General features: G+C 61.1%; 23 protein-coding genes, 1 tRNA gene and 1 pseudogene. 18 read left to right on the top strand and 7 right to left on the bottom strand.

All coding sequences use genetic code 11. The features are described from left to right. Nucleotides 1-5: 5 nt before the first annotated feature. From ABCW43_RS27645 to ABCW43_RS27635, 3 genes are read left to right on the top strand one after another with little or no spacing between them, the layout of a single operon-like run. Nucleotides 6-404 carry a 6-pyruvoyl trahydropterin synthase family protein gene (locus tag ABCW43_RS27645; RefSeq protein WP_345930511.1) on the top strand — a complete coding sequence of 133 codons (399 nt, stop codon included), beginning with the start codon at nt 6-8 and terminating at the stop codon, nt 402-404. After that, nucleotides 401-1,444: a glycosyltransferase family 4 protein gene (locus ABCW43_RS27640; RefSeq protein ID WP_345930509.1), complete on the top strand. Its 1,044-nt coding sequence runs from the start codon at nt 401-403 to the stop codon at nt 1,442-1,444. Before ABCW43_RS27645 ends, ABCW43_RS27640 begins: the two co-directional genes overlap by 4 nt. After that, nucleotides 1,441-2,226 carry a class I SAM-dependent methyltransferase gene (locus ABCW43_RS27635; RefSeq protein ID WP_345930507.1) on the top strand — a complete coding sequence of 262 codons (786 nt, stop codon included), beginning with the start codon at nt 1,441-1,443 and terminating at the stop codon, nt 2,224-2,226. Before ABCW43_RS27640 ends, ABCW43_RS27635 begins: the two co-directional genes overlap by 4 nt. Here the strand turns inward: ABCW43_RS27635 and ABCW43_RS27630 are convergent. Next, nucleotides 2,185-3,012: a RibD family protein gene (locus ABCW43_RS27630; protein ID WP_345930505.1), complete on the bottom strand. Its 828-nt coding sequence runs from the start codon at nt 3,010-3,012 to the stop codon at nt 2,185-2,187. The genes ABCW43_RS27635 and ABCW43_RS27630 overlap by 42 nt on opposite strands. A 242-nt stretch (nt 3,013-3,254) precedes the next feature. Here ABCW43_RS27630 and ABCW43_RS27625 point away from each other — a divergent pair, with 242 nt between their 5' ends. Beyond that, a complete protein-coding gene (locus ABCW43_RS27625; protein WP_345930503.1) occupies nt 3,255-4,079 on the top strand; it encodes an SHOCT domain-containing protein in 825 nt (274 codons plus the stop codon). Between the two features lie 200 nt (nt 4,080-4,279). Here the strand turns inward: ABCW43_RS27625 and ABCW43_RS27620 are convergent. Further along, nucleotides 4,280-4,369: transfer RNA gene (locus ABCW43_RS27620), tRNA-Ser, on the bottom strand. 322 nt (nt 4,370-4,691) lie between these two features. On the opposite strand from ABCW43_RS27620, the gene rplU reads away from it, so the two are divergent. The 4 genes from rplU (at nt 4,692) to ABCW43_RS27600 (ending at nt 6,654) form a co-directional block, all read left to right on the top strand. Beyond that, entirely contained in the window at nt 4,692-5,003 is a 312-nt protein-coding gene (rplU, locus tag ABCW43_RS27615) for a 50S ribosomal protein L21 (protein ID WP_345930501.1), read from the top strand. A 32-nt stretch (nt 5,004-5,035) separates the two neighbouring features. Then, nucleotides 5,036-5,305 carry a 50S ribosomal protein L27 gene (gene rpmA, locus ABCW43_RS27610; RefSeq protein ID WP_345930499.1) on the top strand — a complete coding sequence of 90 codons (270 nt, stop codon included), beginning with the start codon at nt 5,036-5,038 and terminating at the stop codon, nt 5,303-5,305. A gap of 129 nt (nt 5,306-5,434) precedes the next feature. Beyond that, nucleotides 5,435-6,070 carry a GNAT family N-acetyltransferase gene (locus ABCW43_RS27605; protein WP_046606681.1) on the top strand — a complete coding sequence of 212 codons (636 nt, stop codon included), beginning with the start codon at nt 5,435-5,437 and terminating at the stop codon, nt 6,068-6,070. Beyond that, the gene (locus tag ABCW43_RS27600; RefSeq protein WP_345930496.1) at nt 6,067-6,654 is read left to right on the top strand and encodes a GNAT family N-acetyltransferase; all 588 of its coding nucleotides are present in this window, start codon (nt 6,067-6,069) and stop codon (nt 6,652-6,654) included. Before ABCW43_RS27605 ends, ABCW43_RS27600 begins: the two co-directional genes overlap by 4 nt. A gap of 44 nt (nt 6,655-6,698) precedes the next feature. Here the strand turns inward: ABCW43_RS27600 and ABCW43_RS27595 are convergent, their stop codons facing one another. Further along, nucleotides 6,699-7,562, bottom strand: a complete 864-nt coding sequence (locus ABCW43_RS27595) for an endonuclease/exonuclease/phosphatase family protein (protein WP_345930494.1) — start codon at nt 7,560-7,562, stop codon at nt 6,699-6,701. Between the two features lie 114 nt (nt 7,563-7,676). Here ABCW43_RS27595 and obgE point away from each other — a divergent pair, with 114 nt between their 5' ends. From obgE to ABCW43_RS27545, 10 genes are all read left to right on the top strand, one after another. Next, nucleotides 7,677-8,738 (top strand): GTPase ObgE, encoded by a 1,062-nt coding sequence (obgE, locus tag ABCW43_RS27590; protein ID WP_345930492.1) that lies wholly within the window; start codon nt 7,677-7,679, stop codon nt 8,736-8,738. Next, the gene (proB, locus tag ABCW43_RS27585; protein ID WP_345930490.1) at nt 8,735-9,913 is read left to right on the top strand and encodes a glutamate 5-kinase; all 1,179 of its coding nucleotides are present in this window, start codon (nt 8,735-8,737) and stop codon (nt 9,911-9,913) included. The genes obgE and proB overlap by 4 nt, the downstream gene beginning before the upstream one ends. Then, the gene (locus tag ABCW43_RS27580) at nt 9,906-11,189 is read left to right on the top strand and encodes a glutamate-5-semialdehyde dehydrogenase (protein ID WP_345930488.1); all 1,284 of its coding nucleotides are present in this window, start codon (nt 9,906-9,908) and stop codon (nt 11,187-11,189) included. Before proB ends, ABCW43_RS27580 begins: the two co-directional genes overlap by 8 nt. Nucleotides 11,190-11,231: 42 nt before the next feature. Further along, nucleotides 11,232-11,828 (top strand): nicotinate-nucleotide adenylyltransferase, encoded by a 597-nt coding sequence (locus ABCW43_RS27575; RefSeq protein ID WP_445739016.1) that lies wholly within the window; start codon nt 11,232-11,234, stop codon nt 11,826-11,828. Between the two features lie 148 nt (nt 11,829-11,976). Beyond that, nucleotides 11,977-12,408 (top strand): ribosome silencing factor, encoded by a 432-nt coding sequence (gene rsfS / locus ABCW43_RS27570; protein WP_345930484.1) that lies wholly within the window; start codon nt 11,977-11,979, stop codon nt 12,406-12,408. A 108-nt stretch (nt 12,409-12,516) separates the two neighbouring features. Continuing rightward, nucleotides 12,517-12,999 (top strand): 23S rRNA (pseudouridine(1915)-N(3))-methyltransferase RlmH, encoded by a 483-nt coding sequence (gene rlmH / locus ABCW43_RS27565; protein WP_345930482.1) that lies wholly within the window; start codon nt 12,517-12,519, stop codon nt 12,997-12,999. Between the two features lie 91 nt (nt 13,000-13,090). Then, complete coding sequence (locus ABCW43_RS27560) at nt 13,091-14,494, top strand: murein hydrolase activator EnvC family protein (RefSeq protein ID WP_345930480.1); 1,404 nt, start codon at nt 13,091-13,093, stop codon at nt 14,492-14,494. Beyond that, complete coding sequence (locus tag ABCW43_RS27555) at nt 14,484-15,818, top strand: S41 family peptidase (RefSeq protein WP_345930478.1); 1,335 nt, start codon at nt 14,484-14,486, stop codon at nt 15,816-15,818. Before ABCW43_RS27560 ends, ABCW43_RS27555 begins: the two co-directional genes overlap by 11 nt. 89 nt (nt 15,819-15,907) lie before the next feature. After that, entirely contained in the window at nt 15,908-17,107 is a 1,200-nt protein-coding gene (locus ABCW43_RS27550) for a divergent polysaccharide deacetylase family protein (protein ID WP_345930476.1), read from the top strand. Between the two features lie 16 nt (nt 17,108-17,123). After that, nucleotides 17,124-17,669: an RNA pyrophosphohydrolase gene (locus tag ABCW43_RS27545; RefSeq protein ID WP_345930474.1), complete on the top strand. Its 546-nt coding sequence runs from the start codon at nt 17,124-17,126 to the stop codon at nt 17,667-17,669. Between the two features lie 117 nt (nt 17,670-17,786). Here ABCW43_RS27545 and bfr read toward each other — a convergent pair whose 3' ends face one another. The 4 genes and pseudogenes from bfr to ABCW43_RS27525 all read right to left on the bottom strand — a co-directional run bounded on the left by bfr (nt 17,787) and on the right by ABCW43_RS27525 (nt 23,555). Then, complete coding sequence (gene bfr, locus ABCW43_RS27540; protein ID WP_007764418.1) at nt 17,787-18,272, bottom strand: bacterioferritin; 486 nt, start codon at nt 18,270-18,272, stop codon at nt 17,787-17,789. Next, a pseudogene (locus ABCW43_RS27535) lies at nt 18,238-18,641 on the bottom strand ((2Fe-2S)-binding protein). The gene bfr and the pseudogene ABCW43_RS27535 overlap by 35 nt, the downstream one beginning before the upstream one ends. Nucleotides 18,642-18,699: 58 nt before the next feature. Beyond that, a complete protein-coding gene (locus ABCW43_RS27530; protein WP_345930470.1) occupies nt 18,700-22,137 on the bottom strand; it encodes an error-prone DNA polymerase in 3,438 nt (1,145 codons plus the stop codon). After that, nucleotides 22,134-23,555 carry a Y-family DNA polymerase gene (locus ABCW43_RS27525; protein ID WP_445739015.1) on the bottom strand — a complete coding sequence of 474 codons (1,422 nt, stop codon included), beginning with the start codon at nt 23,553-23,555 and terminating at the stop codon, nt 22,134-22,136. The genes ABCW43_RS27530 and ABCW43_RS27525 overlap by 4 nt, the downstream gene beginning before the upstream one ends. Between the last annotated feature and the right edge of the window lie 36 nt (nt 23,556-23,591).

The following is a 23,591-nucleotide window of genomic DNA, read 5'->3' as shown; positions in this document are numbered from 1 at the left end:
CCCGCATGTTCGCCGTCGAAGTCCGCGATCACATCATGATCGCGCATAGTCTTGCCCGCCCGGTCTTCGGCCCCGCCCAGGGCATGCACGGAGCAACCTTCGTGGTCGACGCCGCCTTCTTCACCAGCGATCTGGACGAGAACGGCCTTGCCGTGGACATCGGGCTTGCGACCGAGGTGCTGAAGGAAGTGCTGGCGCCCCTCAACTACCAGAACCTCGACACGCTGGAGATCTTCGCCGGCAAGGTGACGACCACGGAATTCCTCGCCAAACACATATTCGACTGCATCGCCGATGCCGTCCGGAACGGCCGGCTCGGTAAAGGTGGTGCCCGCATCCGCAAACTGCGGGTCATGCTGCACGAATCGCACACCGCCCGCGGCTGGTTCGAGGCCGAGCTGTGAGCCGCGATCTCGTCTTTGCCTATCCCGGCGAGCTTGAAACCCGCACGGGCGGCTACGGCTACGACCGGCGTGCCGTCGCGGCCCTGCGCGATCTCGGCTGGAATGTCGAACTGATCTCCCTCGGCGACGGCTTTCCGAACCCGAACACAAGAGAGCTGGACGATGCCGGACGGAGGCTCTCCGAACTTGCTGACGACAGCCTCGTCCTGATCGACGGACTGGCCTTCGGCGCCATGGACGAATGGGCCGGGCGCGAAGCGAAACGCCTGAGGATCATGGCACTCGTGCATCACCCGCTGGCGCTGGAGACGGGGCTCGACAACGAACGGCAAGCAGCAGCGGCCGCCCGGGAGAAGGCGGCTCTGGCGCAGACCCGCGGCGTTATCGTCACCTCGCATATGACGGCCACCGAACTCGCCGCCAATTACGCCGTCCCCGCAGAAAGGATCGCAGTCGCCATTCCGGGAATGGACCCGGCGCCGCTGGCCGCCGGTGGCGGCGATCCGCCTCTGATTCTCAGCATCGGCACGTTGACCCACCGCAAGGGGCACGACGTACTGATTTCTTCGCTCGAAAAGCTGCGCGATCTGCCATGGACCTGCCGCATCGTCGGCAGCAAAGTGCTCGATCCCGGCATCGCAGCAGAACTCGAAAGCCAGGTCGCACGATCCGGGCTCGGTGACCGCATCGAACTCGCCGGGCAGATCGACGACACACGCTCCGAATTCGCCAGGGCAGACATCTTTGCACTGGCAAGCCGTTATGAAGGTTATGGCATGGTGTTTGCCGAAGCGCTCGCGCAAGGGCTGCCGATCGTCGGCTGCGCGGCGGGGGCCGTGCCGGACGTCGTGCCGGAAAGCGCCGGCTTTCTCGTGCCGCCGGACGATCCGGACGCTTTCGCAGCCGCTCTGCGACGGCTGCTGGAGGAGCCCGAAACCCGTATTTCTATGGCCGACGCCGCGGCGATCGCCGGTGCCAAGCTTCCCTCCTGGCGGGACACCGCCGTCATCATCTCCGACTTTCTGGAAACGGTACCTTGAGCAGCTTCGACAAGCATTGGCTGGCGCTGCGCGAACCCGTGGATGCTGGGGCACGGAATGCGGATTTGCTGGCAGCGGCGATCCAATCCCTCGAAAACGCCTCGGCAGCAACCATCCTCGATATCGGTTGCGGCACCGGCTCGACCTTCCGCGTGCTCTCCCCGAAACTTGGAAAGCCGGCTCACTTTCGGCTTTTCGACCACGACCACCGGCTGCTGGACGAAGCCCGCCGGTTGCATGGCGATGCTGTCGAACTCATCCAGGGCGACCTCAACGAGATCGGAGTGCTGCCGCTCGCCGATGTCAATCTCGTGACCGCATCTGCGCTCTTCGATCTCTGTTCGGAGCAGTTCATTCGTCGTTTCGTCGCCCATATCGCGCAGAGGCGCGCCAGCCTCTATGCGGCGCTCAACTATGACGGCCGGATGCGCTGGTCGAAACCGCATCCGCTGGACGAGGCTGTGCTTGCGAGTTTCAACGCCCACCAGTTGAGCGACAAGGGGCTGGGTTCTTCGCTTGGCCCCGGGGCGTGGGAGACGCTGGCGGATTGCCTCGGGGAGAACGGCTATACGGTGAGGACCGCCGAAAGCCCATGGACGATGGCTGCCGACCATCGGGACCTGCAGCTTCTGTTTCTCGACGGTGTGGTGCGTGCGGTCTATGAATACGGCCAGCTCGACGAGAGCGAAATCCGTGACTGGGCCGATTTCCGGCGGAAAATGGTCGACCGCGAAGGCAGCCTATGCGAGGTCGGCCATCAGGACATCCTCGCGATCCGCTGAAACGGTCACCTGCTGCGATTCAACGCGGAAATTGCAGTCGAACACGATATCCGTGCCGATATTGTAGACCTGAACCTCGGGGCGGCGAGCCTCCGACAACCGGTCGATCGGCGAAAGGCGAATGCCGGCAGGCCCCGAGCCTATGATGATCGGTGCGATCGAGATATGCAGCCGGTCGATCATCTGGGCATCGACGAAGCGGGAAATGGTGGTTGCGCCTCCTTCGATGAGCACCGTGGTGAGGCCGCGTTCCGCGAGCGCCTCGAGAATATCCCGCGGCGAGAGCCCCCCATCCGCCTGGCGCGGCAGCCGGATGATCCGGTGCCGGTCGTTGCGGAGCGGAATGTCGTCAGCCTGCAAGACGAGCACGGGCGTCCCCCCGTCGTGCAACATCTTGGCTCGCTCCGGCATGCGGCCATTGCAATCCACCACGACGCGCACGGGGCTTTTGCCGCTGACGGCACGAACCGAAAGACTGGGGTCGTCGGCAACGACCGTCCCGACCCCGACGACCACCGCATCCACCAGCGCCCGGCACCGGTGCAGATGGGCAATCCCGTCGCAGCCCGACACATCCTGGGCGTCGCCGGTCGGCGTCGCGACGCGGCCATCCAGAGACTGGCCGACCTGGGCCAGAACCAGCGGCCCACCGCGGGCCGCAATCGGCCTGTAGAGCGAGAGACCGGAACCGTCGCCATCGGCGGAGAGCGCGACCTGGCGCAGTGAGCCCTCGCGAAGCGAAAGCAGGTGCTGCCATAACTCTTCGGTCATCCTCACTGATCGCATACCCGCCTCGTCTTCCGGCCGAAAATGAAGAATGCCGGTACATCCAAAAAGTTCCTCGCCGGCGCATTTGCCTGTAGCTGTAATACGATCGAGAAATTTCACCAGATCAACATTCGGTCAACGGCCAGTGTTCCGCGTGCTCCATGCCCCGGCAACGGTCTGCGCCCGCACTGAGCATAGTGTGCCTATCTTCCAGGCCACGCAGGTGTCATAAGGGAAACCCGGCCAGTGGAGAGCAGCTTGTGACCAGAGATCCCCAGGAACAGAGCATTATCGAAGGCCTGTCCCAGCGGCACGGGTTCAGCTCGGGCGTCGTCGAGCACCTTGCGATGGCCTTGATCGCCGGCCATGCGAGCCAGGCCCAGTTCAACCACCCCGAGCTTGGCGGCATGGGCCAATGGTCAAGCGGCGGCATGATCATGATCGGCGACATGTTCAACAATGGCCTCAAGCACCGTGTGGATATGCTTTGCTCGGAGATCGCCGCTTATATCCGGTCAGGTGAACTTTCCGGCCCGAAGGTCGATAGGCCCTATCAATCTCAGAGCCAGGGAAACGGAAGCAGCTTCTTCTACCAGGCAAGTTCGCATAGCAGTTCGTGGCCGCAATATCTCGGCCAGCCCGCATCGGCGGGCGCCCAGAACAACCTTCGCTACGCCTTCTTTCCCGGGAGCCGCCGCCTCGCCATCGACGTAAACGGGCAGATCACGGTTTACGATACAAAGGATCACAGTATCGGCGGCTTTTCCCAGCAGCAGAGCGGCGACCAGTCGCTGACCTTCACCTCTCAGCACGGCATTGTCCGCGTATCGGACCTCGAAATTGTGTCAGCCGTCGACCACGCCCCGACACCCAAAGAGGAGCAGGAAGCGCCGGCACGCCAGAGCGAACACGTCGCGGCTTCCTCGATGGCCTCCCCGAACACGAACGCCCCCTCCGCGCCGGCAGCCTCCGACCCGGACGACATCTTCAGCAAGATCGAACGACTCGCTGATCTGCATTCGAAAGGCATACTTTCCGACAACGAATTCACGGCGAAAAAGACGGAACTGCTCCAACGGCTGTAGGTTTGGTGCGCAGCTTGGACGCCGGCGAAATAGAACGGTTGCAGTGAGGCATTAGGCCCGAGTTGGTTCTGGAACCGAACATGTCAGGAAAAATGGCTAACAGATAGACAAGCCCTGCCGTCATTCCGGCCGGAACCTACTAAGACGAATAAGTTCATAAGGATGAGATTCAAGGAAACCCTGGCAACCCAGGTTCATAATGGCGGAGAGGGTGGGATTCGAACCCACGATACGGTTGCCCGTATGCCGCATTTCGAGTGCGGTGCTTTCGACCACTCAGCCACCTCTCCGCTTAAAGACGTGTGACGCGTTGGTCAGCGCGGGCGTTCTCATAGCGGGCAAACATGGGGCTGGCAAGGGGCGAATATCAAGTCTTTATATCCTTTCGTCTTGACAGTTTTTTGTCGCTCGCGTATGTCCGCTCGCGATCAGGCGTGGAAAAGTATCCATGCCTCTTTGTTTGTGTGGAGGTTGTTGGAACAGCCACGCGAATTCCACCGGCAGACAAGTTCAAAAGATCACCTCTTTCGAAACCCTGCTAGAGCCCGACTGATAAAAAGACGGCCGCCTTTTATGAAGGCAGAGCCGGAAACGAACATGAAAGGATAAAAAATGTTCGCAGTCATCAAGACCGGCGGTAAGCAGTACCGCGTGGCAGCCAACGACGTGCTCACCATCGAAAAGCTGGAAGCCGAAGCTGGTTCAGTCGTAGAATTCAACGAAATCCTGGTTGTCGGCGTTGGCGCCGATGCCAAGTTCGGCGCCCCCTTCGTTTCGGGTGCGACGGTCAAGGCCGAAGTTGTCGAGCATAACCGCGGCAAGAAGGTTCTTTCCTTCAAGAAGCGTCGCCGTCAGAATTCCAAGCGGATTCGCGGCCATCGTCAGCATCACACGGTTGTCCGCATCACGGACATCCTGGCTTAACAACGGGTTTCGAAGGTTAAAGGAGAACTCCAATGGCACATAAAAAAGCTGGCGGTTCGTCGCGCAACGGTCGCGATTCGAATTCCAAGCGCCTTGGCGTGAAGAAGTTCGGCGGCGAAGCCGTCATTCCGGGCAACATCATCGTTCGCCAGCGCGGCACGCAGTGGCATCCGGGCGCCAATGTCGGCATCGGTACCGACCACACCATTTTTGCACTGACCGCCGGCAATGTGAATTACCGAACCAAGGCCAATGGTCGCGTGTTCGTGTCCGTAATGCCGAAAGCCGAAGCAGCAGAATAAAGCCGGCAAGCGTTTTAAGCAGCCGGTGTCACATCGACCCGGCTGAGCGCCCAAAGGTTCAGTCAGAAAAAAGGGAAGATGGGACACCACCATCTTCCCTTTTTCTTTTCCCCAACAGGAGGACTGAACATGCAAGGCGAATTACTGAGGGCGAGCCAATCCCGGCCGCCAGAGGATCGGTTAAGACCCGACCGGTCGAGAAGCGATTGCCCCGTCTTACTGTCGCAGAGGTTAGTTCTGCGCACGCCCCACGAAGAAGACATCGACGCACTTGCCCATCTCGCCAACAATGCGAATATCGCGACCATGGTGTCGCGTATGCCGCATCCCTATACGGCTAAGGACGCAGCCGACTTCGTGCGACGCACGAAGGCCGGCGAGATTGGCAAATGCGTCTACGCCATCACGCGAGGAGACAACGGCGCCTTTCTCGGTTGCTGCGCGCTCGAACCGCAACAGGACGAAAGAACGCTCGAACTCGGCTATTGGCTGGGCGAACCCCATTGGAACCGGGGCTACGCCACGGAAGCCGCCCATGCGCTGATCGACATGGCCTTCCGCACCCGCAACAACATCGACCATATCGATGCCCGTTGCCGGGTGACCAATATCGCGTCGAGGCGGGTGATCCAGAAATGCGGTTTCCAGTTCCAAGGCACCGGCATGATCGATTGCCTGGCGCTCGGCGGCATGGTCGCCGTTGAATGGTTCCGGCTCGACCGCAAGACCTGGATGTCCTTGAGAAGCTGGGGAGAATTGCGATGAACGCCGCCGTTCTCCAGAAGACCGACACGACCGCGACGATGCCGGGTCCCTGCCCGGTCATCACCACGGAAAGGCTGGTGCTTCGCCCGCACAGGATCACCGATGCGACGGCGATTGCCGAATCGCTCGGCGATTTCAAGGTCAGCCGCATGCTGGCGCGGGTGCCGCAGCCCTATGACCGCCAGGACGCGCTGGACTGGCTCGTCCCGCATGCGTCCGGCATCCTGCCGGACTGGACGCTGGCGATCACCACCGGTGACGACACCCATATCGGCGCCGTCTGCCTGGAGCCGCGACGGAGCCAGTGGCATCTTGGGTATTGGCTCAACCGGCTCTACTGGGATCGGGGTTATATGACGGAAGCGGTGGCCGGGACGCTGGAGCGTTTCTTCCGGCGCATGCCGGAGGCGCAGGTGTTTTCCGGCGCCTTCGCGGACAACCTCGCCTCGTTGAACGTTCAGAAGAAGCTCGGCTTCACCATCGTCGATGCGAACCAGCTCTTCAGCACGTCCCGCAACCGCATGGTGCCGCATATCGAGACCATGCTTTTGCCGGAGGACTTCCGTCGGCCGGCGCGACCGTGATGCCCCGATAACAAATATCCGGCGGAGGAGACTCCGCCGGCCCCTTACTCGACCTCGACCCATAGCGGAAAATGGTCGGAACCAAACGCCTCATTGTCGATCCAGGCGTTTTTCAGCCGCGGCACCAGTCCCGCATTCACGAAGCAATGATCGAGATGCATCCTTATCGGCCCGGAACCCGGCGGCTTCGCCCAGGTATAGCTTTCCGGCGTCAGCGATCCGAGGCGTTCCAGCACGTCGACGGGTTCGTTGGCGCGCAGGGTGCGGCCGTAATAACGGTCCCGCTGGCCGGCCAGGGCGATATATTCCGTCGATTCCGGCTCCATGTTGAAATCACCCATCAGCAGGAAATCCTCCGGCAGCGGCAGATCGGGAAACCCCTCTTCGGCGGCACCGGTCAGCGAACCGCCCTCGGAGACGAAATTCATCACCCGCTCCTTCAGAAAGCGGATCTGGCCGAGCCGTTCGTCCGGAGAAACGTGATCGAGATGGACGGAATAGACCCTGAGCGGCCCGCCGGGGGCGAGGATGACCGCTTCCAGCGTCCCGCGCTGCAGGTTGAGCATCTCGACGGTCCGGCTGCGCGGCAGGAGAAGATGGCGGGTGGCAAGGATCGGCCAGCGCGACAGGATCATGTTGCCGAACTGCGAGCGGCGCTCGACCCGGCGGCCGTTCTCGACCGAAACGTCGAGCAACAGGTCGCAGGGCGCGCCGTAGACGTGGAAATGCTCCGGAAAGAGATCCGAGAAACGGGCTACGAGATCGACATGACCATTCCTGGGAAAACCGCGCGTCACCTCCTGAAGCGCGATCACATCGGCGCCATCGATACTGGCGGCGATGCGTTCGGGATCGAACACACCATCCATGCCGATCCCGTATTGAATGTTATAGCTGACGAACTTCATGATATTCTTTGACCTCCGCCCCAACCGACGATATCGAAACCCCTATCGACATGCACTGAGCGCCTTACCTAAAGCGACAGGCCTCCCGACTAACACAAGACTGACGGCGACAAGATGAAATTTCTCGACGAGGCAAAAGTCTATATCCGCTCCGGCGACGGCGGCGCGGGCGCGGTCTCGTTCCGGCGGGAAAAGTTCGTCGAGTTCGGCGGACCTGATGGCGGTGACGGCGGGCGTGGCGGCGATGTCTGGGTGGAGGCCGTCAATGGTCTCAATACGCTCATCGATTTCCGCTTCCAGCAGCATTTCAAGGGCCAGACCGGCACCCATGGCATGGGCCGCAACCGCACCGGCGCCAATGGCGGCGACGTGACGTTGAAAGTGCCGGTCGGCACCCAGATCTTCGAGGAAGACAACGAAACGCTGATCATCGACCTGACCCGCGAAGGCCAGAGGTTCCGGCTCGCCAAGGGCGGCAATGGCGGTTTCGGCAACACTCATTTCAAGAGTGCGACCAACCAGGCGCCGAACTGGGCCAACCCAGGTCTCGAAGGCGAGGAAAAGACCATCTGGCTGCGGCTGAAGCTGATTGCCGATGCCGGCCTCGTCGGAATGCCGAATGCCGGCAAGTCGACCTTCCTGGCGAGCGTCACCCGCGCCCGTCCGAAGATTGCCAACTACCCGTTCACGACGCTGCATCCCAATCTCGGCGTCGCCACGATCGACGGCCGGGAATTCGTGCTGGCCGATATTCCGGGCCTGATCGAAGGTGCCCATGAGGGCGTCGGCATCGGCGACCGGTTTTTGGGCCATGTCGAGCGCACCCGCGTGCTGCTGCATCTGGTTTCCGCCGTCGAGGAAAAGGTCGGCAAGTCCTACAAGACGGTGAAGCACGAGCTCGAAGCCTATGGCGGCGGCCTGATCGACAAACCGGTCATCGTGGCGCTGTCGCAGATCGACGTGCTCGACGACAAGGAGCTGAAGAAAAAGGCGAAGGAATTGGAAAAGGCCAGCGGCCAGACCCCGTTCCTGATCTCCGCCGTTACCGGCAAGGGTATGACCGAGGTCCTGCGCGCGCTGCGCGACGTGATCGTCGAGGCAAGCGGCGTCAACGAGACCGCGCTGCCCGATCGCTCCACCCCCATCCAGGATTTCGATGAGGACGAGGACGCATGACGGCAGTCCGCAAACCGCTCGCCAGCCATCGCCGCATCGTCATCAAGATCGGCTCGGCGCTGCTCGTCGACCGCAAGACGGGCCTGAAGTCGCAATGGCTCGACGCCATCTGCGCCGATATCGCCGCATTGAAGGCGAGAGGCATCGACGTGCTCGTCGTGTCTTCGGGCGCGATCGCCATGGGCCGCACCGTACTCGACCTGCCCTCGGGCGCGCTGAAGCTCGAAGAGAGCCAGGCGGCTGCGGCCGTCGGGCAGATCGCACTTGCCCGTGCCTGGTCGGAAAGTCTTTCCCGCGATGGCATCGTGGCTGGCCAGATCCTGCTGACGCTGGGCGACACGGAAGAGCGCCGCCGTTACCTGAATGCCCGCGCCACCATCAACCAGCTTCTGAAGATCGGCGCCGTGCCGATCATCAACGAGAACGATACGGTCGCCACGACCGAAATCCGCTATGGCGATAACGATCGCCTTGCCGCCCGCGTCGCCACCATGACCAGCGCCGATCTGCTCGTGCTCCTGTCCGATATCGACGGCCTCTACACCGCCCCGCCGCATCTCGACCCCGACGCAAAATTCCTGGAACTCGTCCCCGCGATCACGCCGGAGATAGAGGCGATGGCCGGCGGCGCGGCGTCCGAACTGTCGCGCGGAGGCATGCGCACGAAGATCGACGCCGGCAAGATCGCCACCGGCGCTGGTTGCGCGATGATCATCGCCTCCGGCAAGACGGATCACCCTTTGCGCGCCATCGAGCAGGGCACCCGCTCCTCTTGGTTCGCACCGTCGGGAACGCCGGTCACTGCACGAAAGACATGGATTGCCGGGCAGCTTCAGCCGGCCGGCGAACTCTTCGTCGATGAGGGCGCCGAAAACGCGCTCGGCACCGGTAAAAGCCTTTTACCTGCCGGGGTGCGCCGCATCGAAGGCAATTTCCATCGTGGCGATACGGTCGCGATCGTCGGTCATGATGGGCGTGAAATCGCCCGAGGTCTGGTGAGCTACGACGCCGAAGAAGCCCGTCAGATCACCGGACGCAAGTCCGGCGAAATCGAGGCGATCCTCGGTTATGCCGGCCGCGCCGCCATGGTCCATCGCGACGACCTTGTGATGACCGGGCCAGCGAAGCGGAAAGCCAAAAAAGAAGATCGCAAGGAGGATGCCGCCCATGCTTGATATGGTTGCGAAAACGGGCGACGTCGCCGCTGTGATGGACCAAATTGGCCGGAACGCCAAGTCGGCGGCCCGCCAGCTTGCGACGGCCTCGACCGAAGCGAAGAACAAGGCGCTGAACGCCATGGCGGATGCGATCCTTGCCGCAGAAGACAGGATCCTTGCCGCCAATGCCGCCGACCTGAAGGGCGTCGAGGGCAAGGGCCTGCTGCCGTCGTTCATCGACCGGCTGACGCTGACCGAAAAGTCGATCGCCGGCATGGCGCAGGCTCTGCGCGAGATCGCCGAGTTCAAGGATCCGGTCGGCGAAGTCATCGCCGCCTGGGACCGCCCGAACGGCCTCCATATCGAACGCGTCCGCACGCCGCTCGGCGTCATCGGCGTCATCTATGAAAGCCGCCCGAATGTCACCGCCGATGCAGGGGCACTCTGCCTCAAGGCCGGCAATGCCGTGATCCTGCGCGGCGGATCGGATTCGGCCCGGTCATCAGAAACGATCCACGATTGCCTCGTGGCCGGCCTGAAAGCTGCGGGGCTGCCGGAACACGCGATCCAGATCGTGCCCACCACCGACCGCGCCGCCGTCGGCGCCATGCTGTCTGGCCTTAACGGCGCGATTGACGTCATCGTGCCGCGCGGCGGCAAGAGCCTCGTCGCGCGTGTCCAGAACGAGGCACGCGTGCCGGTTTTCGCCCATCTCGAAGGCCTCTGCCATATCTACGTGGATGCCTCCGCAGACCTCGAAATGGCGAAAAAGATCATCGTCAACGCCAAGATGCGCCGTACCGGCGTCTGTGGCGCGGCCGAAACCTTGCTGATCGACAGCGCCGGGATCGGCACGCATCTGATGCCGATCCTCGAAGCGCTGACGGAAGCCGGTTGCGAAATCCGCGCTTCCGCCGCCGTTCTCAAGGTGTTTCCCGGCTTCAAGCCTGCGACGGAAGAGGACTGGCGCACCGAATATCTCGACGCGGTGATCTCGGTTGCGATCGTCGACGGCATTTCCGGCGCCATCCGCCACATAAACACCTATTCGTCCAACCACACGGAGGCGGTGATCGCCCAGGATCCGGAAGTCGTGTCTCGTTTCTTCAACGAGCTCGATTCGGCGATCCTGCTGCACAACGCCTCCACCCAGTTCGCCGATGGCGGCGAGTTCGGCATGGGCGGCGAGATCGGCATCTCGACCGGCAAGATGCATGCCCGCGGTCCCGTGGGCGTGGAGCAGCTGACCTCGTTCAAATACCGGGTGCACGGCACCGGCCAGATCCGGCCCTGATCGCGCGTGACGGAAGAAACGATCGACCGCCGATATCTGGTCATGCCGCATGCCGAACGGGGCATGGCCGTCGGCCTGTTCGGCGGTTCGTTCAATCCCCCGCATGAGGGTCACCTTCTGGTCGCCGAGATCGCGCTTCGCCGGCTCGGTCTCGACCAGCTCTGGTGGATGGTGACCCCCGGCAACCCGCTGAAAAGCCGCTCCGAACTTGCTTCGCTCGACGACCGGCTCGCGATGAGCGAGAAGCTGATCGACGATCCACGCATCAAGATCACCGCTTTCGAAAAGACGCTCGGCGGATCCTATACCGCCGATACGCTGGCCTTCGTGAAGGCCAGGAACCCGCTTGTGCATTTCGTCTGGGTGATGGGCGCCGACAGCCTGAAGACCTTCCACCACTGGCAGAAATGGCAGACGATCGCCTCGACCTTCCCGATCGCCGTCATCGATCGGCCGGGAGCGACACTCTCGTTCCTGTCGTCGAAAATGGCCCGCACTTTCGATTACGCCCGTGTGGACGAAGATGACGCGGGCACGCTCTGGAAACGACGCGCACCGGCCTGGACCTTCATCCACGGGCCGCGTTCGGCCCTCAGTTCGACGGCGATCCGCGCCGCAAACGGACAGAAATCCGATTAACGCGGGCCACCAATGCGACGAAAAGGGTCTACATCTTTCTATCACCTTTTAGGACGCTCTCTTGAAAGATTAAGAATTCGATGCCACCTTAAATGCAGCGGCCGAGCGTGAATCGGATTCGCTTCAAGTGCCTGTTGCTGTTACCCGGATGAAAGGACAAACCCTGACAACAGTACACGCCAAGGGCAGGACGGCCTCCGTTCTCCCGCAGAGCCTGGAACGTGGCGCCGATGCTGCCGCCCGTGCTCTCGAACTGGTCCTCGCAAGTCTCGAGGACTCCAAAGCTGAAGACATCGTCACCATCAACATTGCTGGAAAATCAGCGCTCGGAGACTACATGGTCGTTGTCTCCGGACGATCGAACCGGCATGTCATGGCCATCAGCGATCACCTGATTTCCGATCTGAAGGACGAGGGGCTTGGAACCGCCCGCGTCGAAGGACAGGAGACGGGTGACTGGGTGCTCATTGACACCGGCGACATCATCGTCCACGTGTTCCGTCCGGAAATCCGCGCGTTCTACAACATCGAAAAGATGTGGGCGACGCCGGATATCGAGGAAGGCACGCTGCTGCACTGACGCGTTCGGGCAACTCCTGAACCGTCGGACTGAGGTCGAAATCATGCGGCTGGGTGCCAACCCGCCGCCGGAAGGGATTTTCGGCCGTAAAATTCAACGGATCAGGACATGCGAATAAGCCTTTTCGCCGTGGGACGGCTGAAGACCGGACCGGAAAAGGATCTTGCGTCCCGTTATCTCGACCGCTTTGCCAAGGCTGGCCCGGCGGTGGGTCTGGAATTGTCGAAGCTGATCGAGGTCCAGGAGAGCCGAGCGGCGAATGCCGACACGCGCAAGCGCGAGGAAGCGGCCGCGCTCGAAAAGGCGCTTGCCGAAGGCGCAGTCCTCATTCTTCTCGACGAACGCGGCAAGGCGCTCGACAGCGAAGCCTTTGCCGGCATGATCGGCCGATACCGCGACAACGGCAAACGCGACATGATGCTGGCGATCGGCGGAGCCGACGGTCTCGACCCCGAACTCCGTGAGCGGGCCGATATGGTGCTCAACCTCGGTTCCATGACCTGGCCGCACCAACTGGTGCGCATCCTGATCGCCGAACAGCTCTACCGCGCCGTTACCATTCTTTCGGGCCATCCCTATCACAGAGCTTAAACGATCGTTTACCTTCAAACACGATGTTGTTTGTGGCCTCGTCGGGCAAATCAGCTTAAGTTTTCTCGATCCGGCGAATAGCGGAGCGGGAATGCGGACAATCAGGATCACATCGTACCGGCGCGCGCTGCTTCTGGCGGCGGCCCTCGGTTTCGCGCTGGTCCCGCCCTTCCAGATCTCCAATACCGCCCGCGCCCAGAACGTTTCCCCTCAGGCAGCGCCGGCCGCCGCAGTCGATCCGACTGCCGACCTGCAGCGCCGGCGCAACGAAACCCGCGGCGAGCTCGAAGTTCTGACCAAGAGCATAAAGATTTCCGGCGACAGGGCCGCCGCGATCGAGAAGAACATCGCCGACATCAGGAAGAACACCGCCGATGTCCGCCAGGCGCTGATCGATTCGGCCGCCCGCCGAAGAAGCCTGGAAACCAGGATCCTCGACAGCGAGAAGAAGATAACCGGGCTGAAGCTCAAGGAAGACGGTATCCGCACCTCCCTGCGCGGCCGCCGCGCCGTGCTGGCCGAAGTGCTCGCAGCCCTGCAGCGCATGGGCCGCAATCCTCCTCCGGCACTTCTGGTGACGCCCGATGATGCGCTCGCCTCGGTTCGCAGCGCGATCCTGCTCGGCGCCGTCGTTCCCGGCATGCGCCACGAGGCGGACAAGCTCGTTGCCGACCTCCAGTCTCTGGCCTCTCTGCAGGCTTTGGCGATGACCGAGAAGACCACCGTCTCCAACACCATTGCCGCGAGCCTCGAAGAGGACCGGCGCATGGCCCTCCTGCTCGCGGAAAACGAAAAGCTGAACAAGCGCAACGCGGCCGATCTCGACGCCGAGCGCCACCGCTCCGAGGAGCTTGCCGGCCGCGCCACCACGCTCGAGAACCTTATCCAGTCGTTCGAGGGCGAGATCGCCTCGGTGCGTGAGGCGATCGACCGGGCACGCGCCGAGGAAGAGCGCCAGCGTATGATGTCCGACGCCGAGCGTGAAAAGGCAAAGCAGCTTGCCCAGAGCGGCGTGCCCGACAAAAACCGCATTGCGCCCGCATACGCGTTTTCAAGCCTCAGGCAGAAACTGGAGCTTCCGGTTGCCGGAGATGTATTGCGGTGGTTCGGCGATTCCGACGGGACGGGGCATTCGGCGAGAGGCATAACCGTTGCTTCGAATGCGGGTGCCGTGGTGACGGCGCCGGCTGATGGCCTGGTGGTTTTCGCCGGAGCCTTCCGGAGTTACGGACAGATGATCATCCTCAATGCCGGAGACGGATACCATCTGGTTCTGACCGGCATGGACGTTGTGAATGCACGGCAGGGCAAGTTCGTTTTCGCAGGCGAGCCCATTGCGGTGATGGGTGAGAAAAGAGTGGCAAGCGCAACTGCATTGGCGCTGGAAACAGACCGTCCAACGCTTTACATTGAATTCCGAAAAGATGGCACACCGGTCGATTCCAAACCGTGGTGGACCTCGAAAGAAACTGGAAGGGCACGAAATGATTCGTAGGGCTTCTCTTGTCATCGTCGGTGCACTCTTGGGTGCGACCGCGATGAGCGTGATTTATTCGGCCGGTGTGCCGGCGCAGGCCGCCGGCCCTTCGACCTACCGGGAACTGTCGATCTTCGGCGATGTGTTCGAACGGGTCCGCGCCCAGTACGTGACGCCGCCGGATGAGGAAAAGCTGGTCGAGAACGCCATCAACGGCATGCTGACCTCGCTCGATCCCCATTCGAGCTTCATGAATGCCAAGGATGCTGAAGACATGCGCACGCAGACGCGTGGCGAATTCGGCGGCCTCGGCATCGAAGTGACGATGGAGAACGAACTCGTCAAGGTCATCGCGCCGATCGACGATACGCCCGCTTCCAAGGCCGGCATTCTGGCAGGCGATTTCATCTCCGAGATCGACGGCGCGCCGGTGCGCGGCCTGAAGCTCGAAGAAGCCGTCGAGAAGATGCGCGGCGGCGTCAACACCCCGATCAAGCTGACGATCATCCGCCAGGGCGCCGATAAGCCGCTCGACATCACCGTGGTACGCGACATCATCGCGGTCCGCGCCGTGAAGTCCCGCGTCGAAGGCGGCGATGTCGGTTATGTCCGCGTCATTTCCTTTACCGAGAAGACCTATGACGACCTCGAAAAGGCGATCAAGAAGATCAAGGCGGATGTCCCGGCCGACAAGCTGAAGGGCTACGTACTCGATCTGCGCCTCAACCCGGGCGGCCTGCTCGACCAGGCAATCAACGTTTCCGACGCCTTCCTGGAACGTGGCGAAGTGGTTTCGACCCGTGGCCGCAATGCCGACGAGACCCGCCGCTTCAACGCCAGCCCGGGCGATTTGACCGACGGCAAGCCGGTCATCGTGCTCGTCAACGGCGGCTCGGCTTCTGCTTCGGAAATCGTCGCCGGTGCGCTCCAGGATCTGCGCCGCGCCACGGTTCTCGGCACGCGCTCCTTCGGCAAGGGTTCGGTTCAGACAATCATCCCGCTCGGCGATGCCGGCGCGCTGCGTCTGACCACCGCGCTCTATTACACGCCGTCGGGCAAGTCGATCCAGGGCACCGGCATCCAGCCGGACATCAAGGTCGACCAGCCGCTGCCGCCCGAACTGCAGGGCAAGATCAGGGCTGAGGGTGAATCCAGCCTGCGCGGCCACATCCAGGGTGCTGCCGAAACCGACGAAGGTTCCGGTTCCGCAGCCTACGTGCCGCCGGAAGCCAAGGACGACATCCAGCTCAACTATGCGCTCGATCTCTTCCGCGGCGTGAAGAAGGATCCGTCCTTCCCGCCGAGCCCGGACAAGGCCGCAGCCGCAACGATCAAGAAGTAAAGACATCATCGGGCCGGCCAGCGTGACGCGTTGAAAAGACGCCGCGCTGGCCGGTTCTTCGTATCTGCAGAAGAAACGCGGAACAGACCTTGGGCACCGATCTCCATGCACCGCTCGGACAGAACCGGCCGGCCGCTCGGCGACGGAAGCGAAGGTTTTCTCTCGCGATTGTTTTGGCGATGCTTTCAGTTGCCGGCATCCTGGGGCTTTCGCTCTACGCCATGCGCGGTGATGATGCCCTGAAGCAAACTGCTTCCAACGCGCCGCCCGCCTCCAAGCCGGAACAAGTCCAACCTCCCGCAAGATCCGGCCAGAATGCAGCACCGCAGCAATCCGCCGGCATGCCTCGTTCCGATCCCGGTTCCGGGGCCAATATCGAGCGGACGCTCACCGATGACGGCTCGGTCGTCACCAAGTACACGCCGCGATCACGCGACGGCAGCGGACCGGTGATGATCGGCACCCAGCGGATCGGCCAGGACCCGCGTATGGCAGCCCAGCCCAACGATGCGCTGCTGGAAGATTCGCCCCATGGCCGGCTGCCCATTGTCGGACCTGGCGGGCAGCGGCCGATGGATCAGTATGCGCGGCCCTGGTCCGGCGCACGCGGAACCCGAATCGCGATCGTCGTCGGCGGTCTTGGCCTCAGCCAGACGGGCACCCAGCGGGCGATCCGCGACCTGCCGCCGACGGTGACGCTCGCCTTCGCGGTCAGCGGCAACAGCCTTCAGCGCTGGATGCAGGAAGCCCGTCGCGCCGGCCACGAAATCCTGATCCAGGTACCCTTTGAACCATTCGATTACCCGGCAAACGATCCAGGTCCGGGGACCCTGCTGACCAGGATGTCAGCGAAGGACAATCTCGGCCGCCTTCACCAGGCCATGGGCGAGATTACCAATTATACCGGCATCATGAACTATCTCGGCGGCCGCTATCTGTCGGATGCCGGCGTATTGGAGCCGGTCCTGCGCGACATTTCCAAACGCGGGCTGCTTTTCCTCGATGACGGGACGTCCGCGCAGTCCAAGACTGCGATCGTCGCCAAGGCGATCGAATTGCCCCATGCCTTCGGTGATCTGACGCTTGATGGGCAGTTGCAGAAGGACGCCATCCTCAAGAAGCTTGACGAACTGGAGCGCATCGCCGGGCGCAAGGGAACGGCGATCGGCATCGCCTCGGCTTTCGACGAGAGCATCGATGCGATAAGGCAATGGAGCGAGGAAGTCTCGCAGCGCGGTATCGAGATTGTCGGCGTCTCGTCGCTCGCGAGCGAAAGCGTCGGACCGTAATCGATCGGAGTTATCCATGAGCAAAAAAGACAAGCGTTCGGTCGTCGCCGAGGAACTTCCCTATCGCCGTTGCGTCGGCATCATGGTCTTGAACCACGCAGGCCTTGTGTGGGCCGGCCGGCGTATCAGCGATGGCAATAGCGAATTTGACGGTTCGCCACAGCTCTGGCAGATGCCGCAGGGCGGTATCGACAAGGGCGAAGAGCCGCTTCCCGCCGCCTATCGCGAACTTTACGAGGAAACGGGGATGCGCTCCGTCACCTTGCTCGCCGAGGCGGACGATTGGATCAATTACGATCTGCCGGCGCATCTGATCGGCATCGGCCTGAAGGGAAAATATCGCGGCCAGACCCAGCGCTGGTTCGCCTTCCGGTTCGATGGCGACGAAAGCGAGATTGCCATCAACCCGCCGCCGGGCGGACACGCACCGGAATTCGATGCCTGGGAATGGAAGCCCATGGCCGACCTTCCCGGCCTGATCGTGCCCTTCAAGCGCGCCGTCTACGATCAGGTCGTCGCGGAGTTTACGCACCTGGCCAAGGCGGCAACCGAACGGCTCTGACCGGCGGGGAGCTTGCATCCGGCTCAGCCGGCTGTCATGTGACCGGTTCGTGGACTGAAATGAAAAACCCGGCGGAGCGGATGCTTCGCCGGGTTTTGCGTGTTCAGGTACAGCCAATTATTCGGCAGAGTCGGCAGATTCCGCGTTCAGGAGGCCGTAACGCTCTTCGCCGATCTTCGCCAAGAGATCGAGTTGGGTTTCAAGGAAGTCGATATGGCCTTCCTCGTCCATCAGAAGCTCTTCGAAGAGCTTCATCGAGACGTAGTCGCCAGCCGCGTGACAGATATCGCGGGAAGCCTTGTAGGCCGTGCGGGCATCATATTCGCCGGCAAGATCGGCCTCGAGGACTTCCTTGACGTTCTGGCCGATGCGCAGCGGGGCAAGCGTCTGCAGGTTGGGGTGGCCTTCGAGAAAGATGATGCGATCGATGAGACGATCGGCATGATGCATTTCTTCGATCGACTCCGCGCGCTCTTTCTTTGCGAGCTTCTTGAAGCCCCAATCGTCCAGCAGTCGATAATGCAGCCAGTACTGGTTGACTGCGCCCAGCTCGAGAAAAAGTGCCTCGTTAAGCCGCTCGATGACCTTTGAGTCGCCTTTCAATGTCCGCTCTCCTGTTTTCCTCATGGAATTGTCTCAAGCGGGACATATATACGACCACCTCGTCTTCCGTCGAGTGGTGCGCGGCGTGATATTCCTCGGTTGTGCGGATGATCAGATCGACGACGCCCGGAAAGCAGCCGCAGCAGCGGCCGCGTTTGGCCATGGCATGATAGACCTTTGACGGTACGATAAGCTGCCAACAGTCGTCATCAAGGAGCTGCGTGATGACGTCCTTGATTTCCCTGTCGGTAATGTAATTGCAACTGCAAACCAGCATTCTCTGTCGACCTGCCAAACATGACCTGTAACATCTTCTTTTTGCGAAAGCGGATAGGGGATGTCAAGAAAAAATCGACGCATATGCGTCATTTCTTAAGTGAGCCTGCCATACCCGGAGCCTCCTCCTTCGGCCAATTCCTGCTGGCAATTAGTGGAAGTTACGGCCTTTGGGCATGACGCTGCCCGGACCGGCTGCATAGGAATGACGAGGCCAAGCCTCTTTTGCGGACTTGCTGTCTCGTTCCTCCATTCCATTGGAACGCCTCTTCTGCCGATGATCACCGCTGGACTGCAACACCTCGTCGGAACGGGCCGACACCCCGAGCCGCCTCGCCTCCTTCTGCAGCAAACCCAGCATCGGTGTAATATCCTCGATATGCTCGACCACGGTATGGATGACACCACTCTGGCTTTGCAGTCTCCCCCGGATCTTCACCAGTCGCGCGCCCATGACGACCGGCCTGTAACGTTCGAAAATTTTTGACCACACAATTGCGTTGGCGACGCCAGTCTCGTCTTCCAGCGTCATAAAGATGACGCCCTTGGCGGAACCCGGCCGTTGCCGGACGAGAACGATTCCGCCGATAGTGACCCTCTGCCCATTCGGGACCGTCAGGAGATCGATGCTACGGGTAATCCCCATCATCTTGAATTCCTCCCGCAGGAAAGAGACCGGATGCGCCTTCAGCGAAAGCGAGAGATAGCGATAATCCTCGACCACCTGTTCACCGGGCAGCATTTCGGGAAGCTCCACTTTTGCCTCGGGCCTCAGATTCATGCGATCGGCCATTTCGAACAGAGGCAGTTTCTCGGCAGCCCTCCTGGCATCGAGCCCCCTGACCGTCCAGAGCGCCTCGCGACGACTGAGCCCCACGGAATTGAAGACATCGGCATCCGCGAGCCGCTCGATATCCGACTTGTCGAGGCCAGACCGCTGCCAGAGATCATGGATCGAGGTATAGCCATCTCCTCGGTAAGCAATAAGCTTCTCGACCATGTCTTTCTCGGCAAGGCCCTTGACCTGCCGAAATCCAAGCCGCACGGCCCGCTCGGTCCTGATGACATCCCGCATGGATCCGTGACGCTGATCGATCGCATTCCTGTCGAAGGCAGTCGCCTCCAAAGTGCAATCCCAATCCGAGTGATTGATATCGACGGGAAGGATTTTGACGCCATGCTCCCGCGCATCGCGAACGAGCTGCGCTGGCGCATAAAAACCCATGGGCTGGGAATTCAACATCGCCGTGCAGAAGACATCCGGATAATAGGCCTTGATCCAGGAAGAGGCATAGACAAGCAAGGCGAATGAAGCCGCATGGCTTTCCGGAAACCCGTATTCGGCAAAACCCTCGATCTGGCTGAAGCAGCTTTCTGCGAATTCTCGTGGGTACTCGTTCTTCAGCATCCCCTTAATGAAATCACGCCTGAATTCTTCCACTCTTCCGGAACGTTTGAAGGTGGCCATCGATCGGCGCAGTTTATCCGCTTTCGCTGGTGAAAAACCGGCTCCAGTAATGGCGATCTGCATTGCCTGCTCCTGAAAAAGCGGCACTCCCAGCGTCCGCTTAAGGACTTCTTCCAATTTAGGGCCGGGGTATTCGATAGGCTGATTGTTCCGTAAGGCCTCTCGCCGCTTCAGATAAGGATGGACCATGTTCCCCTGGATCGGTCCCGGTCGAACGATCGCCACCTCAACGACAAGATCATAGAACTCCCGGGGCCTTAGACGCGGCAGCATGCTCATCTGAGCCCGGCTTTCGATCTGGAATACGCCGATCGTGTCGGCACGGCAGATCATGTCATAGACATCAGCCTGTTTATCCTGAAGCAAACCAGCCAACGTCTCTTCTCGATTGTAATGCTGCTTCATAAGTTCGAATGCCTTCTTGAGGCAGGTCAGCATGCCGAGCGCCAGCACGTCGATCTTCAAGAGCTTCAGCGTGTCGAGGTCGTCCTTGTCCCACTCGACCATGTAACGGCCAGGCATCGCCGTTTTCATGATCGGCACGACTTCATCCAGCCGGTCGCGTGTAATCAGGAACCCGCCGACATGCTGGGTGAGATGGCGCGGAAAACCCATGAGTTCCTTCGCATGGGCAATCACCCTGAGTGTCGTTTTGTCCTCCACATCAAGACCTGCGACCTTTGCCTCCCGCTCCGAAAGCCCCTCTTCCGACCAGCCCCAGACAGTACTCGAAAGCGCCGATTGCACATCTTCGGAAAGACCGAAAGCCTTGGCCACCTCGCGCCCTGCCATACGCGTTCGATAGCTGGTCACAGCCGCGGTCAACCCGGCATGGCGATAGCCGTAATGCTGATAGATGTATTGGATGATCTCTTCCCGCCGCGCATGCTCGAAATCGACGTCGATATCAGGCGGCTCGTTCCGCTCCGTCGAAATGAACCTTTCAAAAAGAAGTGTCGTGAATGTTGGATCGACTTCGGTAATGCCAAGGCAGTAACAGACTGTGGAATTGGCGGCCGAGCCGCGTCCCTGGCAGAGGATTTCCAGCTCGTACCGGGCGTGCCAGACGATATGGCGTACCGTCAGAAAATAAGGCTCGTATTCCATCTCCTTGATCAGCTCGAGTTCATACCTGATCTGGTTCGAAACCTTTTCCTCGATCTTGTCGGGGTATCGGCGCCTTGCCCCCTCCCACGTCAACCGTTCCAGAGTTTCGGACACCGTCTCGCCCGGCACGCTTTCGTCGGGATAGTTATGGCTGAGTTCATCAAGGGAAAATTTCAGCTGGCCGAAGAACTTTTTCGTATTGGCGATCGCGTCCGGATAGGCACGGAACAGCCGCACCATTTCGGCGGCTTGTTTGATATACCGTTCTCCATTCGGTGCGAGCCGGAAACCGGCTTCCTGGACCGTCACGTGTTCGCGGATTGCCGTGACCACATCCGATAGGGATCGCCGATAGGGGAGATGGAAAAGGGGCAAATTGGTCGCAATCAGAGGCACTCGATTGCCTGCGGCGATCTGGGCAAGCGAGTCAAAGACAAGGGCATCGCGACCATCATAGGTCGGCGCCAGAGCCAGATAGATATTCTTGCGAAACCGTTCTCTGTATTCACTGAGACAGTCTCCCAGGTGCTGCTGATAAACCGAGTCTTCCAAGCGAGAAAAATCCGGCACGACCGCCAGCATCATCTCGTCGCACCATTCCAGAAGATCCCACTCTTCCAGAATGCAGGCCCCCTTGTCTGCCCTGAGTTTCCCCCGGCTCAGCAGGCGGCAGAGATTGGCCCAGCCCTTCCGGTTCTGCGGATAGGCGAGAATATCAGGCGTCTTGTCGGAAAAAACGAGCCGCGCTCCCGGATGAAACGCGCAAGGGAGGATGGCCGCTTCCTCGTCTTTCTTTTTGCCCGGCTTCTGCTGAAGTTCGTATGTTTCCTTCATGTTTCTGACTTGGCTATGCGCCCTCACCACGCCGGCAACGGAATTCCTGTCGGCGATACCAAGACCGGACAAGCCGGACACGCTGGCCGCGATGATCATCTCCTCAGGCTTGGCCGCTCCCTCCAGGAAGGAGAAATTGGTCTTGGCGCCGATCTCGAAAAAGGCGGGAGCATCGGTCATGCGAAAATCCCGTGCACGCGCCAGGTCGGCGCGGTTTTGCCGGCGACGTAATGGCCCGCGCGGAAAACCCAGAAGCGGCGGCCCGCCTCGCTTTCCAACCGGAAATAATCGCGTTCCTCCGCATCCTCCTCGTCATGCCACCATTCCGGCGAAATCCGCTCCGGTCCCTCGGCACGAATGACCTTGTGGACGATGCGGCGCCAGCGGAAACGCTGGGGAGGCCCATCCGGCACCGTTGCCGCAAAAGCTTCAACGAGTTCCGGATGACGAAAGAGCCGCAAAGGCCGGTCGCTTCTCGGCACGAAGGCGAAAAGCTCCTCGGTTTTTTCCCGGACGATCCTTGCTGCAATCGCCGGGACGAACACTTCCGCACGCTCCGGCACATGGCTCTGTTTTGGTTCGGCGACCTGCAGACAGTCAGCCCCGAGCCGGGCCGAAACCCGATCGACAAAATCGGCAAGCGAGATTTCGCCATTGCCATTGCCGGTGAAATCACCCTGGGAAATCGTGAAGACATCGTATTGCAGCACGTTGAGGCGCAGGAGCTCGAAACCAAAGCCGGCATCGAGATCATCGTGCACGGCGTTCAGGCGCTCGGAAAACAGCGACGAGATTCGTTTCGAATCCTGCAGCGGCTGAGAGGCACCGGCCGCGATGCGAAACACCCGGCCATCGACCCGAAAAAGAACCAGTTCAAAAACCCGCCCGCCGACACCGCGCGCTTCCAGTTCCGATTTCAACGAAATGGCAATCTGGCCGGTCAACTGCAGAATATGTTCTTCAGCCTGGATCGGTTCGGCGAGTCGCCGCTCGGCGGAAAGGGCCGCCACAGGACGGCGAGGCGAAATGGCCTCTTCATTGTTCCCGAGCGCCTGATCCAGACGAAGCAACAGATGCGTGCCGAAACGGCGGGCCAAAGGCGCACGCGGCATGGGCAGAAGGTCCCCGATCCTTTTCAGTCCGAGCTTGTAGAGCGATGCAACAGTGACCTCATCGATGCGCAGGGCGTTGACCGGCAGAGGCGCCAGCACCTCCTCCGTCACCTGATCGGCGATCACGCCGCCGCGGCCGAAGCGGCAGGCCGCCCATGAGAGGCCCGGCGACGAGGAGATCGCTCCTTTGACATCGAAGCCCATCTGCAGAAGCCGGCCAAGAATATCCTTCAGTAGGGCTTCCTCGCCGCCGAAGAGGTGGGCACAGCCGGTGATGTCGAGAAACAGGCCTTCACGGCCGTCCAGCGCCACCAGCGGGGTATAACGATCGCACCAATCGGCGATTGCCTCGAGAAGGTTCTGGTCCGCGGCGCCATCTTCGTCCACCACGTCGATCTTCGGAAACATGGCGCGCGCCTCAGCCAACCCCTGCCCGCGCTTCAGCCCGAGGCGTTCGGACACCTCATCGAGCGCTGTGAGCCGCATGGCGTTTTCCCGCCGGCCGGCACAGAGGATCGGCGG

The sequence above is a fragment of the Neorhizobium tunisiense genome, assembly GCF_039631515.1.
Lineage (GTDB): Bacteria > Pseudomonadota > Alphaproteobacteria > Rhizobiales > Rhizobiaceae > Neorhizobium.
Note: the sequence above shows the minus strand (reverse complement) of the source record. Positions and strands in the feature narration are given on the sequence as shown.

Excerpts from the sequence above, each read along its gene's own strand:
- proB (WP_345930490.1), top strand. The coding sequence starts at position 8,735 with ATGACGGCAGTCCGCAAACCGCTCGCCAGCCATCGCCGCATCGTCATC.
- ABCW43_RS27600 (WP_345930496.1), top strand. The coding sequence starts at position 6,067 with ATGAACGCCGCCGTTCTCCAGAAGACCGACACGACCGCGACGATGCCG.
- ABCW43_RS27560 (WP_345930480.1), top strand. The coding sequence starts at position 13,091 with ATGCGGACAATCAGGATCACATCGTACCGGCGCGCGCTGCTTCTGGCG.
- rlmH (WP_345930482.1), top strand. The coding sequence starts at position 12,517 with ATGCGAATAAGCCTTTTCGCCGTGGGACGGCTGAAGACCGGACCGGAA.
- ABCW43_RS27575 (WP_445739016.1), top strand. The coding sequence starts at position 11,232 with ATGCCGCATGCCGAACGGGGCATGGCCGTCGGCCTGTTCGGCGGTTCG.
- obgE (WP_345930492.1), top strand. The coding sequence starts at position 7,677 with ATGAAATTTCTCGACGAGGCAAAAGTCTATATCCGCTCCGGCGACGGC.
- ABCW43_RS27530 (WP_345930470.1), bottom strand. The coding sequence starts at position 22,137 with ATGACCGATGCTCCCGCCTTTTTCGAGATCGGCGCCAAGACCAATTTC.
- rsfS (WP_345930484.1), top strand. The coding sequence starts at position 11,977 with ATGAAAGGACAAACCCTGACAACAGTACACGCCAAGGGCAGGACGGCC.
- ABCW43_RS27645 (WP_345930511.1), top strand. The coding sequence starts at position 6 with ATGTTCGCCGTCGAAGTCCGCGATCACATCATGATCGCGCATAGTCTT.
- ABCW43_RS27545 (WP_345930474.1), top strand. The coding sequence starts at position 17,124 with ATGAGCAAAAAAGACAAGCGTTCGGTCGTCGCCGAGGAACTTCCCTAT.
- ABCW43_RS27605 (WP_046606681.1), top strand. The coding sequence starts at position 5,435 with ATGCAAGGCGAATTACTGAGGGCGAGCCAATCCCGGCCGCCAGAGGAT.
- rpmA (WP_345930499.1), top strand. The coding sequence starts at position 5,036 with ATGGCACATAAAAAAGCTGGCGGTTCGTCGCGCAACGGTCGCGATTCG.
- rplU (WP_345930501.1), top strand. The coding sequence starts at position 4,692 with ATGTTCGCAGTCATCAAGACCGGCGGTAAGCAGTACCGCGTGGCAGCC.
- ABCW43_RS27630 (WP_345930505.1), bottom strand. The coding sequence starts at position 3,012 with ATGCGATCAGTGAGGATGACCGAAGAGTTATGGCAGCACCTGCTTTCG.
- ABCW43_RS27580 (WP_345930488.1), top strand. The coding sequence starts at position 9,906 with ATGCTTGATATGGTTGCGAAAACGGGCGACGTCGCCGCTGTGATGGAC.
- ABCW43_RS27525 (WP_445739015.1), bottom strand. The coding sequence starts at position 23,555 with ATGCGGCTCACAGCGCTCGATGAGGTGTCCGAACGCCTCGGGCTGAAG.
- ABCW43_RS27555 (WP_345930478.1), top strand. The coding sequence starts at position 14,484 with ATGATTCGTAGGGCTTCTCTTGTCATCGTCGGTGCACTCTTGGGTGCG.
- ABCW43_RS27595 (WP_345930494.1), bottom strand. The coding sequence starts at position 7,562 with ATGAAGTTCGTCAGCTATAACATTCAATACGGGATCGGCATGGATGGT.